The sequence below is a fragment of the Pantoea sp. RG18 genome, assembly GCF_025910075.1.
In the GTDB taxonomy this organism is placed as follows: Bacteria; Pseudomonadota; Gammaproteobacteria; order Enterobacterales; family Enterobacteriaceae; genus Pantoea; species Pantoea agglomerans.
Window position 1 is genome coordinate 211325 of sequence record NZ_JAPCIL010000009.1, and the last position, 16727, is coordinate 228051.

General features: G+C 60.7%; 10 protein-coding genes. 3 read left to right on the forward strand and 7 right to left on the reverse strand.

Translation table 11 applies throughout. The annotated features are described in order from the left end of the window. Nucleotides 1–252 precede the first annotated feature (252 nt). The 3 genes from pyrB (at nucleotide 253) to ridA (ending at nucleotide 2124) form a co-directional block, all read left to right on the forward strand. Entirely contained in the window at nucleotides 253–1188 is a 936-nt protein-coding gene (gene pyrB, locus OK409_RS12050) for an aspartate carbamoyltransferase (protein WP_264367109.1), read from the forward strand. A gap of 12 nt (nucleotides 1189–1200) precedes the next feature. Then, nucleotides 1201–1665, forward strand: a complete 465-nt coding sequence (gene pyrI / locus OK409_RS12055) for an aspartate carbamoyltransferase regulatory subunit (RefSeq protein ID WP_010251684.1) — start codon at nucleotides 1201–1203, stop codon at nucleotides 1663–1665. 72 nt (nucleotides 1666–1737) lie between these two features. After that, a complete protein-coding gene (gene ridA / locus OK409_RS12060) occupies nucleotides 1738–2124 on the forward strand; it encodes a 2-iminobutanoate/2-iminopropanoate deaminase (protein ID WP_010251687.1) in 387 nt (128 codons plus the stop codon). A gap of 76 nt (nucleotides 2125–2200) precedes the next feature. On the opposite strand, the gene lplT is transcribed toward ridA, so the two are convergent. The 7 genes from lplT to OK409_RS12095 all read right to left on the reverse strand — a co-directional run bounded on the left by lplT (nucleotide 2201) and on the right by OK409_RS12095 (nucleotide 16693). Next, nucleotides 2201–3391: a lysophospholipid transporter LplT gene (gene lplT, locus OK409_RS12065; RefSeq protein WP_010251689.1), complete on the reverse strand. Its 1191-nt coding sequence runs from the start codon at nucleotides 3389–3391 to the stop codon at nucleotides 2201–2203. Then, a complete protein-coding gene (gene aas / locus OK409_RS12070; RefSeq protein ID WP_010671792.1) occupies nucleotides 3388–5538 on the reverse strand; it encodes a bifunctional acyl-ACP--phospholipid O-acyltransferase/long-chain-fatty-acid--ACP ligase in 2151 nt (716 codons plus the stop codon). The genes lplT and aas overlap by 4 nt, the downstream gene beginning before the upstream one ends. A 90-nt stretch (nucleotides 5539–5628) precedes the next feature. After that, nucleotides 5629–7014: an efflux transporter outer membrane subunit gene (locus tag OK409_RS12075; RefSeq protein ID WP_250488932.1), complete on the reverse strand. Its 1386-nt coding sequence runs from the start codon at nucleotides 7012–7014 to the stop codon at nucleotides 5629–5631. Nucleotides 7015–7017: 3 nt separating this feature from the next. Further along, nucleotides 7018–10119 (reverse strand): multidrug efflux RND transporter permease subunit, encoded by a 3102-nt coding sequence (locus OK409_RS12080; RefSeq protein ID WP_264367110.1) that lies wholly within the window; start codon nucleotides 10117–10119, stop codon nucleotides 7018–7020. After that, on the reverse strand, nucleotides 10116–13325 hold the full coding sequence (locus OK409_RS12085; protein ID WP_264367111.1) for an efflux RND transporter permease subunit: 3210 nt from the start codon (nucleotides 13323–13325) through the stop codon (nucleotides 10116–10118). Before OK409_RS12085 ends, OK409_RS12080 begins: the two co-directional genes overlap by 4 nt. Continuing rightward, on the reverse strand, nucleotides 13322–14533 hold the full coding sequence (locus OK409_RS12090; RefSeq protein WP_264367112.1) for an efflux RND transporter periplasmic adaptor subunit: 1212 nt from the start codon (nucleotides 14531–14533) through the stop codon (nucleotides 13322–13324). The genes OK409_RS12085 and OK409_RS12090 overlap by 4 nt, the downstream gene beginning before the upstream one ends. Before the next feature lie 420 nt (nucleotides 14534–14953). Next, entirely contained in the window at nucleotides 14954–16693 is a 1740-nt protein-coding gene (locus tag OK409_RS12095) for a penicillin-binding transpeptidase domain-containing protein (protein WP_010251720.1), read from the reverse strand. Between the last annotated feature and the right edge of the window lie 34 nt (nucleotides 16694–16727).

Sequence of the window (16727 nt, forward strand, 5' to 3'; positions counted from 1 at the left end):
CTGATCTGGCCTGGCCTCCGATCGGCCAGGCAGGCGCAAACGTTTTCCTCTTGCTGCCCCACCGCGAACGGGTATAATGCGGCCCAATTTGCCGGAGGAAATATGCTACAGCACAGCGGACAATTTGACGCTCAATCACGCCTGACCGCAGGCGGTGCTACTGTTTCTTTCGGTCATCGACCCGATCTTAAAAAAGCCCCTTAAGCAGGGGCTTTTTTTTGTCCGCAATCCGGCCGCGCAGAGGAGAAAGCTATGGCTAACCCGCTATATCGCAAACACATTATTTCAATTAACGACCTCAGTCGTGAAGAGCTGGAAATGGCGTTGCACACCGCCGCAAAGCTGAAAGCCCACCCGCAGCCGGAACTGCTGAAGCACAAGGTTATCGCCAGCTGCTTCTTTGAGGCGTCGACCCGTACCCGCCTGTCGTTTGAAACCGCCATTCATCGCCTCGGCGCGTCAGCGGTGGGCTTTGCTGACGGCAGTAATACGTCGCTGGGCAAAAAAGGCGAAACCCTGGCCGACACCATTTCAGTGATTAGCACCTACGTCGATGCGATCGTGATGCGTCACCCGCAGGAAGGCGCGGCGCGGCTGGCGACCGAATTCTCCGGCGGCATCCCGATTCTCAACGCCGGTGACGGCGCGAACCAGCATCCGACCCAGACGCTGCTTGATCTCTTCACCATTCAGGAGACGCAGAGCCGTCTTAATCAGCTGAATGTGGCGATGGTCGGCGACCTGAAGTATGGCCGCACCGTCCACTCCCTGACCCAGGCGCTGGCGAAGTTTGACGGCAACCGCTTCTTCTTTATCGCGCCCGATGCGCTGGCGATGCCAGCCTATATCACCGACATGCTGGATGAGAAGAATATCAGCTGGTCACGTCACGACAGCTTTGAAGAGGTGATGCCGCAGCTCGATATCCTCTATATGACGCGCGTGCAGAAAGAGCGGCTCGATCCGTCAGAATATGCCAACGTCAAAGCGCAGTTCATTCTGCGCGCTGCCGATCTCGCTACGGCGCGAGACAATATGAAGGTACTGCACCCGCTGCCGCGCATCGACGAAATCACCACCGATGTCGATAAAACCCCGTATGCCTGGTATTTCCAGCAGGCGGGTAACGGCATCTATGCGCGCCAGGCTCTGCTGGCACTGGTTTTAAACAGCGAACTCGCCCTGTAAGGAGATACCCCCATGACGCAGGACAACAAACTGCAGGTCGAAGCGATCAAACGCGGCACGGTCATCGACCATATTCCGGCGCAGATCGGCTTTAAATTGCTCTCTCTGTTCCGGCTGACCGAAACCGATCAGCGCATTACCATTGGCCTGAATCTGCCCTCAGGCGAGATGGGCCGCAAAGATCTGATCAAGATTGAGAATACCTTTCTCACCGACGATCAGGTCAATCAGCTGGCGGTCTATGCGCCCCATGCTACGGTCAACCGCATCGACGACTATGAAGTGGTCGCGAAGATCGCCCCGACGCTGCCGGACCACGTTGAACGGGTGCTGACCTGCCCCAACAGCAACTGCATCAGCCGCAGCGAGCCGGTCTTCTCCAGCTTTGCCGTGAAGCAGCGCGCCGACGATGTGCATCTGAAGTGCAAATATTGCGAAAAAGAGTTCGCCCGCCATGTGGTGCTGGGTCACTGGTAATCGCCCTGCCCGACCTTATAATGGGCAACACCGGCGGCATCGCCGCCTGACGACGTAATCAAAGGAGCAATGATGTCTCGTGAAATCAGTACTGAAAAAGCCCCTGCCGCTATCGGCCCCTATGTTCAGGGTGTCGATCTGGGCAGCATGATCATCACCTCTGGTCAGATCCCGGTGGATCCGGCGACCGGCCAGGTGGCGGATGACGTTGCCGCACAGGCGCGTCAGTCACTGGAAAATGTGAAGGCGATTGTTGAAGCAGCGGGTCTGAAGGTCGGCGACATCGTGAAGACCACGGTGTTCGTAAAGGATTTAAATGACTTCGCCACGGTCAATGCGGCTTATGAGGCGTTTTTCACCGAGCATGAAGCGCACTTCCCGGCGCGTTCCTGTGTCGAAGTGGCGCGTCTGCCAAAGGATGTGAAGATCGAAATCGAAGCGATTGCCCTTCGTCGCTAATCTCCGTTGTTAACATCTATTGTTAACGAAGGCGCCCGCCTCTCTCCGGCTATCCCGGAGAGAGGCGGTGAATCGCTTAACGCTTAGCCGGACGCCACAGCCACAGCAGCGCTATCGCCAGCGCAAACAGCACGCCAAAACCGACGCCCGTCGCCACCGCAGGTGCACCCGCCTTGATCGCCAGCGTATAGAGCCCCAGCATGATCAGCATGGCGCTGTTCTCACCCAGATTCTGCACCGCAATCGCATTACCTGAACCGACGCTCTCTTTGCCCCGCGCCTGCAGCAGTGCATTCAGCGGCACCACAAAGAAACCGCCCAGCGCGCCAATCAGCATCAGCACCAGATAGGCATTCAGCAGAGAATGCTGCAGCGCGAAGACGACGACCATCACACCAATCAGCACACCGGCTGGCATACAGCGACGCACCGTTTCAAGCGTCACCAGCTTCGCCGCCGCCGCCGCCCCAATCACAATCCCGATCGCCACCATGGCATTCAGGGTCGTTGGCGTGGTGTTGTCACTGATGCCCAGCGCCACCGGCACCCACAGCACCAGCAGAAAACGCAGCGTCACGCCTGCGCCCCAGAACAGGCTGGTGCCGAGCAGCGAGAAGCGCGTCTCCGCATCACGCCATAGCAGCGCGGCAGCACTGAAAAAACTGCGTACCATCATACCCAGCTGCCAGCTCTGACCAGGACGCGCCGCCTGCAGTTTCGGGATAAACAGGTTGGCCACCACGGCAATGCCGTAGGTCAGCGCACAGATCCCCAGCGCCGCCAGCAGATGCCAGTCAGCCAGCATCCCACCCGCCACTGAGCCGAGCAGAATGGCGGCGATGGTCGATCCCTCCATCAGCCCGTTGGCTTTCACCAGCTTCTCGCCGTGAGTGATCTCACCGAGGATGCCATATTTAGCCGGAGAGTAAGCGGCTGCGCCCGCGCCCACCAGGGTATATCCGAGGAAGGGGTTGAAGCCGAAGCAGATCACCAGCGCGCCCAGCAGCTTCAGGCTGTTGGCGAGCATCATCACCCGCCCTTTTGCCATGCTGTCCGCGACCTGACCGACAAACGGTGCCAGCAGAATGTAGGCTGCGACAAAGAGCATCTGCAGCACCGGCTGACTCCAGTCGGGATAGAACTGGCTTTTCAGCACGGCCAGCGTGGCAAACAGCAGCGCGTTATCGCCGAAGGCCGAAAAGAACTGGGCGATAATCACGGCGATCATGCCGCGTGACATCAGCGGCGCATTACGATCAAGGCTCATGCCTGCTCCTCTTCCGCCATTTTTTTCAGCGTGACGTAATCGGGTTTACCGCTGCCCAGCTGCGGCAACTGCTTCATCACCCGGATATCACGCGGCAGCGCCAGTTCTGGCGCCCCCAGCTCGCGGGCCGCTTTCTGCAGGCTGTCGCGCGCCAGTTCAGCGTCGGTGGTGAACAGCACCAGCGCCTCACCACGCTGACCATCCGGGCGCAGCGAGGCGGCATGTTGTTTGTCCGGCGACGCTTTCAGAGCGATCTGCTCGACGATCTCCAGCGACACCATCTCACCGGCAATCTTCGCGAAGCGTTTGGCGCGCCCCTGAATCTGGCAGAAACCGCCGTCATCAAAGCTGACGATATCACCCGTGTCATACCAGCCCGCTTCCTGATTGCCTTCGCCATCGTCGGCGACCGGCACTTCCAGCACGCCTGGATTCTCAACCCGCAGATAGCCCTTCATCACGTTCGGTCCGCGCAGTTGCAGCCGTCCGCCCTGCTCAATGCCCGGCACCGACATCAGCCGCGAATCCATGCCCGGCAGAATGCGTCCGACGGTGTGCGCCTTCGCCGCCATCGGCACGTTAATCGCGACCACTGGCGCGCATTCGGTTACGCCGTAGCCTTCAAGAATGCGAATGCCATACTTCTCCATGTAGAGCTGACGGGTGTTCTCCTGCAGCTTCTCCGCCCCCGCCACCACATAGCGCAGGCGGGCAAAATCATAGGGCGCGGCAAAGCGCGCGTAGTTGCCGAGGAAGGTCGAGGTGCCAAACAGCACGGTGCAGTTGCGGTCATAGACCAGCTCCGGCACGATGCGATAGTGCAGCGGGCTGGGATAGAGGAACACCTGCGCGCCGGTCATCAGCGGCGTAAACAGCCCGACGGTCAGACCAAACGCATGGAACAGCGGCAGCGCCGACATAAAGCGGTCGCGCGGGGTGAAGTCGGCGATGGTGCGGATCTGTTCAACGTTCGCCAGCAGGCTTTTATGCGAATGCACCACCCCTTTAGGATTGCCTTCCGAGCCGGAGGTAAACAGTACCATCGCGGCGTCTTCCGGCTGCTGGGGCAGCTGTGCGCGATGCGGCATCAGCAGATGGGCGACGATCCACAGTTTGTCCTTACTGGTCACGGTATCTTTCAGATCTTCCAGATAGATCCACTGCACATCATCGAGCCCCTGTGGCAGATGCCACAGGTTGCCTTTGTCCAGGAACTGGCGCGACGTGAAGACCGTTTTGATCTGCGCGGCGGTCAGTGCCGCCCGCATGCCGTTCACGCCCGCCGTATAGTTGAGCATCGCCGGAACACGTCCGCGCAGGGATGCCCCGAAAATCGCCGCCGCCGTGACGGTGGTATTGGGCAGCAGCAGTCCTACCACTTCGCGCGGCTGGCTGTAGCGCTCCAGAATACGGCCCACGCCCAGCGCCTTCTTCAGCAGTCCGTTGTAGCTGTCAGGTTTGAAATTGACATCTTCGATGCAGCGCTTAAACGCGCCATAACGCGTACGCGCCGCCAGAAATGCCTCAAACAGGGTTTCACGCGGACGCACCGCCATGCGCGCTTCCATCATCACATGATGCAGATGCTCACCGGCCAGCACGCGCCGATCGCGCGCCCGTTTCGCCTCCGGCATCGGAATGCGGGTGGCGGGCAGAATCGTCAGGGTGATGCGCGGGAACAGGCGACGTTTAAACACGCCCGCCAGACGACCAAACGGCGTGTACTCTGCGCCTTCAATGCGCATCGGCACCACATTCGCGCCCGAACGCGCCGCGACAAAACCCGCCCCGCTGTAGATCTTCATCAGCGATCCTGTGACGGTAATGCGTCCTTCCGGGAAGATCACCACCGGACGGCCACTGTCGATCAGCCTGACCAGCTGTTTGAGCGCCATGGGTTTGGTGGGATCAAGCGGCACATAGTCGATAAAGGGTTTAACCAGCCGCATAAACCAGCTTTCGCTGATGGTCGAATAGACCGCATAGACCGGCTTAATCGGCAAAAATAGCGCCAGCAATATGCCGTCGAGAAACGACATATGGTTCGGCGTGATCAATACCTTCTGCTTATGCAGTTCGGCGACGTCGCCACGCAGTTCGACCCGCCATAACAGGCGAAATATCAGGCGCAATAGTGTGAAAACCATGCCGGCTCCTTAGCATCGTGAAAATAGCCCCTCACGATGCAGGATTTGACGCGGTTCGACAACAGAATTATCGGTAACCTGACGCCGCCTTCAGGGTGCCTGCCAGCCACCGCCGAGTGCCGCAATCAGCGCCACACTGCTGACCCACTGCGTGCTCTGCAGCGTCAGCAAACTCTGCTGCGCACTCAGGCGGCTGTTTTCGGTGGTCGCCACATCCAGATACGTAATCATGCCCGCCTCATACTGCAAACGCGTCACCCGCGCCGAGGTCTGCGCCGCGTCGGTGGCGCGCTGCTGCGCGGCGATCTCACCCTGCAACGTGTTCAGCTCCACCAGCTTATCTTCCACCTCCTGCATTGCGGCCAGCACCGTCTGACGATAGGTCGCAACGCTGGCATCCCAGCCCGCTCGTGCCTGATCGACCTGTGCTGCGGTCGCACCAAAATCCAGCAGCGTGCCGCTCAGCTCCGGCCCCAGCGACCAGACGCGGTTCGGCAGCGAGAAGAGCGAATGCAGCACGGAAGAACTGACGCCACCGCTGGCGCTCAGGGTCAGGTCGGGATAGTAACCGGCTACCGCCACGCCCACCGCAGCATTGGCGGCGGCCATGTTACGTTCGGCGTAAGCAATGTCAGGACGGCGCTGCAACAGCTCGCCCGGCAGGGCTGCCGGAATCGCGGGCAGCGTGGCCGTCAGCGGTGCGGCGGTCAGGCTGAATTCAGCGGGTGCTTTGCCGATCAGCAGCGCAATGGCGTGCTCCATCTGCGCGCGCTGCCACTGATAATCCTGCGCCGAGGCGCTGGCGCTCTCCAGCTGCAGCTGCGCCTGAGCCAGGGTGGCACGCGACGCGGTGCCCGCCTGATACTGGCTGGTAATCACTTTCAGATAGCGCTGATAAGCATCAACGCTCTGCTGATAGAGCGCGATTTTCTGATCCATGATGCGCAGCTGGAAATAGTCCTGCGCCAGTTCAGACTGGGCGCTCAGGGTGATATTGGCCAGTTCCGCCGCGCTGGCCGAGGCGCTGGCGCGGTTCTCCTCCAGCGTGCGTCGCAGTTTGCCCCACAGATCCAGCTCCCAGCTGGCGCTCAGCTCCGCCTGATGGCTGCTGCTGGTGGTGCGAACGCTGCTGTCAGTCGCGTGGCTGCCGCTGCGCGTCGCGCTGCCGTCATAGCCCAGCGAGGGAAACAGCGCCGCGCGTGACTCACTCGCCAGCGCCTGTGCCTGCCGGTACTGCGCGGCATAATTCGCCACGTTCTGGTTCGAGATGCTCACCTGGTTCAGCAGGCCGCTCAGGGTGGCGTCGTGATAAACCGCCCACCATTCGCCTTTGCTTTGCGCATCAAGCGGCGTCGCCTGCTGCCAGCCTCTGGCCTCTTTATAGTGGACCGGCATCGCCATCGCGGGGCGCTGATAGTCGGGACCGACGCTACAGCCGCTCAGCAGCATCACAACAAAGGGGATAAGCGGTTTCATGGATCAGGATTCCGTAGGGCGCAGACGACGCCATTGACGTTGAGTGGCACGGCCCAGACGATCGAGCCAAAGATAAACAACCGGCGTGGTAAACAGCGTCAGCAGCTGGCTGAGCGCCAGTCCGCCCGCAATAGCGATGCCCAGCGGGCTGCGCAGATCGGCATCACCGCCGTTGCCCAGCGCCAGCGGCAACGCGCCGAAAAAGGCGGCCAGCGTGGTCATCATGATGGGCCGGAAGCGCATCAGGCACGCCTGGGTGATCGCCTGCTGTGGCGACATGCCCTGCCGCCGCTCCGCGTCGATGGCGAAATCGATCATCATGATGGCGTTCTTTTTCACGATGCCTATCAGCAGGATGATGCCAATCAGCGCGATTACCGTGAGCTGCGTGCCGGTCAGCAGCAGCAGTAACAGCGCGCCGACGCCCGCTGACGGCAGGGTCGAAAGAATGGTCAGCGGATGGATGTAGCTCTCATAGAGCACGCCGAGCACAAGATAGACCGCCGCCAGCGCCGCCAGAATCAGCCACGGCATGGTCGCGGTCAGCTGAGAAAAGGCGGCGGCGGTGCCGGCAAAACCGGCATGAAGGGTCGACGGCAGGCCCAGCTTCGCCATCGCCTGTTTTATCAGTTCCTGCGCCTGTTCCAGTGACACACCCTCGTTGAGATTAAACGCCAGGGTGCTGGTAGCGGCCTGGCCCTGATGCGCCACCGACAGCGGCGCGTTGCCGCCGCTGAAGCGGGCAAAGGCGGAGAGCGGCACGCGGTCACCGCTGTCGTTAATCACATAAAGCTGCTGCAGCGTCTCGGGATTGGCAGTGTCGCTATCCTGCAGTGACATCACCACGTGATACTGATTCAGGGTGTGATAGAGCGTGGCGATCTGCCGCTGGCTGAACGCATTATTCAGCAGCGTATCCAGCATGTTCACGTTGACGCCCAGCCGGGTGGCGCGATCACGATCGATGGTCAGCTCTACCTCCTGGCCGCCGGTCTGCGAATCGGAGTCCACGCTGTTAAGCTCGGGGATCGCCGCCAGCGCCGCCTGCACTTTCGGCGTCCAGGTGCGCAGCAGATCGAGATCGTCCGCCTGCAGGCTGTACTGATACGTGGCGTTGGCGCTGCGTCCGCCAATGTGCAGGTCCTGCGCCGCCATCAGGAACATCTGCGCCCCGGCGATGTGACTGGTTTTGCGCGTCAGCCGGTTGGCCACCTCGGTGGCGGTCGCATCGCGCTGATCAAAATCTTTAAGCCGCACAAAGAAGTTGGCGCTGTTGCGGGAGCCAAACATCCCGCTGCCCATCGACGACATCACGCTCTCTACCGCCGGGTCTTCCTGAATGATCTGCGTGAACATCAGCATTTTCGGCTTCATCGCCTGGAACGAGATGTTCTGATCGGCGCGCAGCGCACCCATCAGCAGCCCGGTATCCTGATTGGGGAAAAAGCCCTTCTGCACCACGACGAAGAGAAAAACATTCAGTAGTACGGTCAGCAGCAGGCTGAGCAGCGTCAGCTTCTGATGGCGCATTACCCAGGCCAGCCCGCGTCCGTAGGCGGCCAGCAGGCGATTCAGCTGGTTTTCAATCAACTGATAAAGCGGATGCGGCCGCAGGCTGACGGGCGGTTTCGGTTTCAGCAGCCGGGCGCAGAGCATCGGCGTCAGACTCAGCGAGACAAACAGCGAGATCAGCAGCGACACGGTGAGCGTCACGGCGAATTCGCGGAACAGCCGCCCGACAATACTGCCCATCAGCAGGATTGGGATGAACACCGCGATCAGCGACACGGTCATCGACAGCACGGTAAAGCTCACCTCCTGCGCCCCGCGCAGCGCTGCCCGCAGCGGGCTCAGCCCGCGCTCAATGTGACGGGTGATGTTCTCCAGCACCACAATCGCATCATCCACCACGAAGCCGGTGGCGATAATCAACGCCATCAGCGACAGGTTATCCAGGCTGTATCCCAGCAGATACATCACCGCGCAGGTGCCGATCAGCGACACCGGCAGTGCCAGCGCCGGAATGATCACCGCCTGCAGATTGCGCAGAAAAATAAACACCACCGCAATCACCAGCAGCACTGCGATCAGCAGCGTCTCTTCGGTGTCATACAGCGAGGCGCGCACGCCAGGCGAACGGTCAACCACCACGTTCAGCTGGCTGTCAGCGGGCAGACTCTTTTCCAGCTGTGGCAACTGCGCTTTTATCGCGTCGATGGTTTCCAGCATGTTGGCACCCGCCTGACGTTTGATACCGATCATCACCGCCGGTGTGGCATTCAGAAACCCCGCCTGATAGCGATCTTCCACCGAGTCATAGACCGTAGCGACGTCGCGCAGTCGCACCGCGTTGCCCTGCTGATAAGTGATGATCAGATCGCGGTAGCTGGCCGCCTTCTCCAGCTGGCCGTTGCTGTCCACCAGCCACGACTGGTCACTGCCCTGTAAGATCCCTTTAGGCAGATTAGTGGTACTGTTGGCGACGGCGGCACGCACCGTCTCCAGCGAGATGCCGTAATGGGTCAGCTTCAGCGGCTGCAGATCAATCCGCACCGCCGGTAAGGCGCTGCCCATCAGCGACACTTCGCCGACGCCCTGTACCTGCCCCATCGCCTGTTCGATTTTGCTCTCCGCCAGATCGTAGAGTTCGCCTGGCGTGCGGGTGGCAGAGGTCAGCGCCAGCATTACTATTGGCGCGTCTGACGGGTTGGCTTTTCGATAGGTCGGCAGCGAGGCCATTGCGCTGGGCAGCAGGCTGCGCGCTGCGTTGATTGCCGCCTGCACGTCGCGCGCCGCGCCATTGATATCGCGGTCCAGTTCAAACTGCAGGATGATGCTGCTGGAGCCCTGCGAGCTGCTGGAGGTCATCTCACTAATACCGGCAATCTGCCCCAGCGAACGTTCCAGCGGCGTAGCGACCGTCGCCGCCATGGTTTCCGGGCTGGCACCTGCCAGGCTGGCGCTGACCATGATGGTAGGGAAATCGACCTGCGGCAGTGGTGCTACCGGCAGCAGCCGGTAGCCCAGCGCGCCCAGCAGCAGGATCGCCAGCGTCAGCAGCAGCGTCGCCACCGGACGAAAGATAAACAGCCGGGTCAGATTCATTGCCCGCTCCGCGCCCGCTGCTGACGGCGTTTCACCCAGGCGTTACCGCGCTGCGCCAGCCCATCAAACAGGAGGTAGATGACCGGCGTGGAGAAGAGCGTCAGCACCTGACTGACAATCAGCCCACCGACAATCACCAGCCCCAGCGGCTGACGCAGCTCTGCCCCGGAGCCGGAGGCCAGCATCAGCGGTAGCGCACCCAGCAGCGCCGCCATCGTCGTCATCAGAATCGGGCGGAAGCGCAGCAGACAGGCCTGATGAATCGCGTCGCGCGCGCTGAGTTGCTGATGGTGTTCCGCCTCCAGCGCGAAGTCGATCATCATGATGGCGTTCTTTTTCACGATGCCGATCAGCAGGATCACCCCAATCAGCGCAATCAGGCTGAATTCGGTGCCCGCCAGTAGCAGCGTCAGCAACGCGCCCACCGCCGCCGACGGCAGCGTAGAGAGGATGGTCACCGGATGGATAAAGCTCTCGTAGAGGATGCCGAGCACCACATACATGGTGATCAGCGCCGCCAGAATCAGCCACAGCGTGTTGCCGGTGGCGCTCTGAAACGCCGAGGTTTCCCCCTGATAACGCAGCGTGGTGCTCTCCGGCAGCTGCAGCTGCTGCCGTACTTCCGCGATCGCCCGCTGTCCATCCTCCAGCGAATAGCCCGGATTAAGGTTGAAGGAGATCATCACCGCCGGGAACTGATTCAGCCGCATGTGCATCAGCGAACCGGTGCGCTGGTGGATAGTGGCGATAGCAGTGAGTTTGACCATGCCGCTGCTGGTCGTGCTGGCGCTGGTGTCAGAGGCTGAAGTGGACGTCGACGAAGACGAAGACGTTAATGAAGTCGTGCTGGTGGATGACGACGCCGAACTGCTGCTGCCGGACGATTGCAGCCAGACATCATCAAACGACGCCGGACCCTGCTGGTATGCCGGAGCCACTTCCAGCACCACCCGATACTGATTCGACTGGGTGAAGATGGTCGAGACCAGCCGCTGACCAAAGGCGTTATAGAGCGCGGTGTCCACGTCCGAGGCAGTAATGCCGAAGCGCGCCGCTTTATCGCGGTTCAGCTCAACGTAAGAGACGCGCCCCTGATCCTGCAGGTTACTCACCATGCCATTAAACTCGGGCCGCTGCTGCAACGCCGCCACCAGTTTCGGCGACTCGCTGACCAGGTTTTCGCTGTCGGCATCATCGAGGGTGAACTGATACTGACTCGGCGAGACCTGATCGTTGACGGTGAGATCCTGCGCCGGTTGCAGATAGAGCCGGATACCCGCCACATCGGCAGTCGCCTGTTTCAGCTGGCTGATCACCTCGCTGGCGCTGAGATCGCGGGAGCCAAACGGCTTCAGGTTGATCTGCAATCGTCCGCTGTTAAGGCTGGTGTTGGTGCCGTCGATGCCGATCGTCGATGAGACGCTCTCCACCGCCGGGTTTTTCAGGATCCGCGCCGACAACGCCTGCTGGCGCGTTGCCATGGCGTTAAACGAGACGTCCTGTGAGGCGACGGTAATACCCTGAATCAGCCCGGTATCCTGGGTCGGGAAGAAGCCTTTCGGCACCATCATGTAGAGCAGCGCCGTCAGCCCGAAGGTGGCCAGCGCCACCAGCAGCGTCAGTTTCTGATGATTCAGTACCACGGTCAGCAGCCGGTCATAGCCGCGCACCAGGGCATCAAACAGCTCGCCGCCCTTGCGGGCAAACGTCGACTGCTGTTCTGGCGGAATGTGGCGCAGCAGATATGCACACAGCATCGGTGTCAGGGTCAGCGACACCACCATCGACACCAGAATTGCCACCGCCAGGGTAATCGCGAACTCCCGGAACAGTCGCCCGACTACATCGCCCATAAACAGCAGCGGGATCAGCACCGCAATAAGGGAAAAGGTCAGCGAGATGATGGTGAAGCCAATCTGCTGGGAGCCTTTCAGCGCGGCTTCCATGGGCGACTCACCCTGCTCCAGCCGCCGGGAGATGTTCTCGACCACCACGATGGCGTCATCAATGACAAAACCGGTGGCGATAGTCAGCGCCATCAGCGACAGATTATTCAGGCTGAAGCCCGCCAGATACATCACACCAAAGGTGCCGACCAGCGACAGCGGCACCGCCACGCTCGGAATCAGCGTGGCGGCCACGTTGCGCAGGAACAGGAAAGTCACCATCACCACCAGCGCAATCGACAGCATCAGCTCAAACTGCACGTCACTGATCGAGGCGCGAATGGTCTGGGTGCGATCGGAGAGAATGGTCATCTTCACCCCCTCCGGCAGTGCCGCCTGCAGCGCGGGGAGCTGCGCCTTGATGTTGTCCACCACCTGGATCACGTTCGCGCCCGGCTGGCGCTGCACGCTGATCACAATCGCGGGCTGGTTGTTGGCCCACGCCGACTGGAAGCTGTTTTCCGGGCCCTGTTCAATGTGGGCGATATCTTTCAGGCGCAGCGCCGCGCCATTCTCATAGCTGAGGATGAGGTTGCCGTACTCGGTTGCGGTGCGCAGCTGGTCGTTGGCGTCAATGGTCACCGAATGATATTTCCCGTCAAAGCCGCCTTTGGAGCCATTGACGTTGCTGTTGCCAATCAGCGTATTTACCGCCTCCAGCGTCAGATGATGCGCCGCCAGCGCCTGAGGATTCATCTGCACCCGAATCGCCGGCTGGTGGCCGCCCGCCAGCGTCACCATCCCGACGCCGGAGATCTGCGACAGCTTCAGCGCCACCCGGGTGTTGACCAGATCCTGCACCGTGGTCAACGGCAGCGTGCTGGAACTGGCCGCCAGCGTTACCACCGCGCTGTCCGCCGGATTAACCTTTTTGTAGGTCGGCGGATTGGGCAGGTCGTCGGGCAGCAGGTTATTCGCCGCATTGATCGCTGCCTGCACCTCCTGCTCGGCGACATCCAGCGACAGATCGAGGCTGAACTTCAGGGTAATGATCGAGGAGCCGCTGGCACTGGTGGAGCTCATCTGGCTCAGCCCCGCCATCTGCCCTAACTGGCGCTCCAGCGGTGAGGTGACCGACGACGCCATCACATCCGGGCTGGCACCCGGATAGAGCGTGGTGACCTGAATGATCGGATAGTCGACCTGTGGCAGCGCCGAGGTTGAGAGGAATTTCCAGGCAAAAATGCCGGCGATCAGCACGCCGACCATCAGCAGAATGGTGGCGACCGGACGCAGAATAAACAGGCGTGATGGGTTCATTTCGACACAGCACCCGCAGCGGCGGGCGTCTCATCAGCCAGCGACACTTTGCTGCCGCTGGTCAGACGATCGATCCCTTCCGTCACCAGCCGATCGCCCGGCGAAACACCGCTGAGGATCGCCTGCTGATCGTCTCCGAAAGCGGGACCGGTGATGACCGCTTTGCGCGTAACGCTGTGATCCTGATTGATCACAAAGACAAAACTGCCGTCGCTGCTCAGCTGCAGCGCCTGGGCCGGGATCACCGTCGCGCCTTTCAGCACCCGGGTCTGCAGCCGCAGATTCACAAACTGATTGGCAAACAGCGACTCATCCTGGTTAGCGAACACCGCTTTCAGCGCCACGGTGCCGGTGGCGGTGTCGATCTGGTTGCTGATGAACTTCACTTCGCCGCTGCCGAGCTGATGCTGGTTGTCCTGATCATACAGCGTGGCGGGCAGGCTCTGTCCCTGATGCAGCACGCTGACCAGCGTCGGGATTTCGCTTTGTGGCACGCTAAAGGTCACGGCGGCGGGCTGCATCTGGGTAATAGTCACCAGGCCGGTGCTGCTGGCACTCTGAACCATGTTGCCGGGATCGACCTGACGCAGGCCGACGCGCCCGCTGATCGGGGCGGTGATCCGGGCATATTCAATGCTGAGTTTCGCACTGGCGATCTGCGCCTGATCGGCGGCGACGGCACCGCGATACTGCCCGACGGTGGCAATCTGGCTGTCCAGATCCTGACGCGCCAGTGCATCCTGCGCCGCCAGTTTGCGGTAGCGCGCCAGCGTCAGCTCCGCACTTTTCAGCAGCGCCTGGTTTTCGCTGAGTTCGCCCTGATACTGGTTCAGCGTGGCCTGAAAGCTGCGCGGATCGATCTGCGCCAGCAGCTGCCCGGCGCTGACTTTCTGCCCCTCAGTAAAGAAAACCTGCTCCAGCTGGCCGTCAACGCGGCTGGTCACCGTGACGCTGGCGTTGGGGATGACCGTGCCGAGCGCATTCAGCCACACCGGCACATCCGCCGTGCTGGCGACACCGCTGTGAACCAGCGTCGCCCCTCCGCCCATCATGCCATGCGCACCCGGTCTGCCCGACGGCATCCCCTCGCCAGGCCCGTGATCCGCCGCCAGCAGACGCCAGATAACCCCAGCGACAATCGCCGCCACCAGCAACAGGAGCAGCCATTTAAGCCCAAAGGAACGCGTGGGGCGAGAAAGGTGAGTCATCGTCGAACTCTTCAGATAAGCAGAAAAAGAAATCCCGGAACGTGCGGAATGCGGCAGTGAGCGGCGGCGAGCAAAAAAGCGCCAGGCTTCACGGCGGCCATTATCAGTGAAAGGCGACGCGCCTTTCTATTGGCAAACTGTCAGGGTTTCGTTAAGAACGATGTTGATTTAGCGGGGGTTTTTACAGCGGTAACGGCAGGCTCAGGCGAGCAGGCAAAAAAAACCCACGCATCTGCGTGGGTTGGTGTAATAACAGGGTCTCACTGCCGAAGCGGTGTTGTTTTCACACCCATCAATACCTCTGGGACTGCTATCCTCGCACTGATTGACCGCGCGGAGACAGCAGGAAAACGCAACCGAATTCGGGGAAGTGCAACGAGGTGTGAATATCCTTCACGCCTCGCTTACACTCTGATTTTTCTAAGATTTATCTGAAGGCGTGGCGGCCGGTTTGGTGTAGATGGCATCCGGTGCAATATTCATGTGTTTCAGTACCGGTCCCATGATATTGCCGAACACCGGCGCAGCAACCGAGCCACCGAAGTGATCGCCCGCCGTCGGATGGTTGATCATCACCACCAGTGCCACTTCAGGATGACTGGCGGGAGCGAGCCCGGCGGTGTAGTTGACGTAGCCGCCATCATACTTGCCGCTGGTGCCCATTTTTTCCGCCGTACCGGTTTTGGTTGCCAGACGGTAGCCCGGCACCGCGGCTTTCAGCCCGGTTCCGCCCGGCAGGACGTCACTCTCCAGCATGTGCACCACCTCTTTCACCGTTTCCGGGTTGGCGACCTGGCGTCCCATGACCGGTGGCGTAACGCGGGTGATCGACAGCGGACGGTAAATGCCATAGGAGCCGAGTGTGGCGTATTCGCGGGCAATCTGCAGCGGCGTCACACGCAGGCCATAGCCAAAGGAGAAGGTGGCCCGCTCGATATCTGCCCAGCGGGTGCGGTGCAACGGAAAGTAGCCGACGCTTTCGCCGGTCAGCCCTAAGCCGGTTGGTTTGCCAAGGCCGAACGCATGATAGGTGTTGACCAGCGCTTCGGCGGGCATCGCCAGCGCGAGGTGTGACACGCCGATGTCGCTCGATTTTTGCAGAATGCCGGTCATGGTCAGGCGCGGCCAGTGGCCGACATCGCGGATCAGGTGGCCGTTAACGCTGTAAGGCGTGGTGTCGATCACCGAATCCGGGCGCACCAGGTGGCGCTCCAGCGCTTCCATCACCACTAACGGTTTGACGGTCGATCCCGGTTCGTAGCTGTCATTGATGGCAGAGTTACGCATCTGCGCGGGCGTTGCCCCTTCATAGTTGTTGGGGTTGAACGAGGGATAGGAGGCCATCGCCAGAATCTCGCCGGTGTCGATTTTCACCAGCACGGCCGCCCCCGAGTCCGCCTTATTAATCAGTACGCCGTCGCGCAGTTTGCTGTAGAGCGTGTACTGGTCATATTTGTCGATGCTGAGCTGTACCGTCGGCGGCTGGGTTGGCGGCTGATAGTTGATCATCGCGATGATATTGCCCGCGGCATCCTGCCGATAGACCTCTTTGCCCGGCTCGCCCTGCAATACTTTATCAAAGCCCTTTTCCAGTCCGTTCAGGCCGACGTTATCCGCCCCGACGATGCCGATCAGCGGCGCAGAGGCCTCGCTCATCGGATAGAAACGGCTGTCGTCATAGACTTCGCTGATGCCTTTCAGCTTCAGCTCTTTAATATCTTTGGCAATGCCCAGCTCGACTTTACGCCCCAGATAGAGGAAACGACGTTTCGGGTTGGCGGTGATCTGCGCCGCCAGCTCTTCGGGACGGGTGTTGAGCGCCGCCGCCAGATAGGCCCATTTGGCACTGGTAAAATCGGGGTTGCTCTCCAGCACGCGCTGCGGATCGGCAATCACGTCGCGCGACGGGACGCTGAGCGCCAGCGCTTCACCGTTACGATCCAGCAGCGTGCCGCGACTGGTCGGCAGCGTCACGGTACGCAGCGATCGCTGATCCGCTTCGTGCTCCAGCATCGGCTGATTCAGGAACTGCAGGTCCGCGACGCGCGCCAGCAGCACCACCAGACAGGTCGTGACACCCAGGCAGATCAGTCGGAAACGAAAAGGGTTAAACGGCGCTTTTATCTGGTCTTTTCCCAGTAGTTTTTTAATCCGGGGCATGGCATTCCGCTGCGCAAAATAAAGAGAAAGGGGC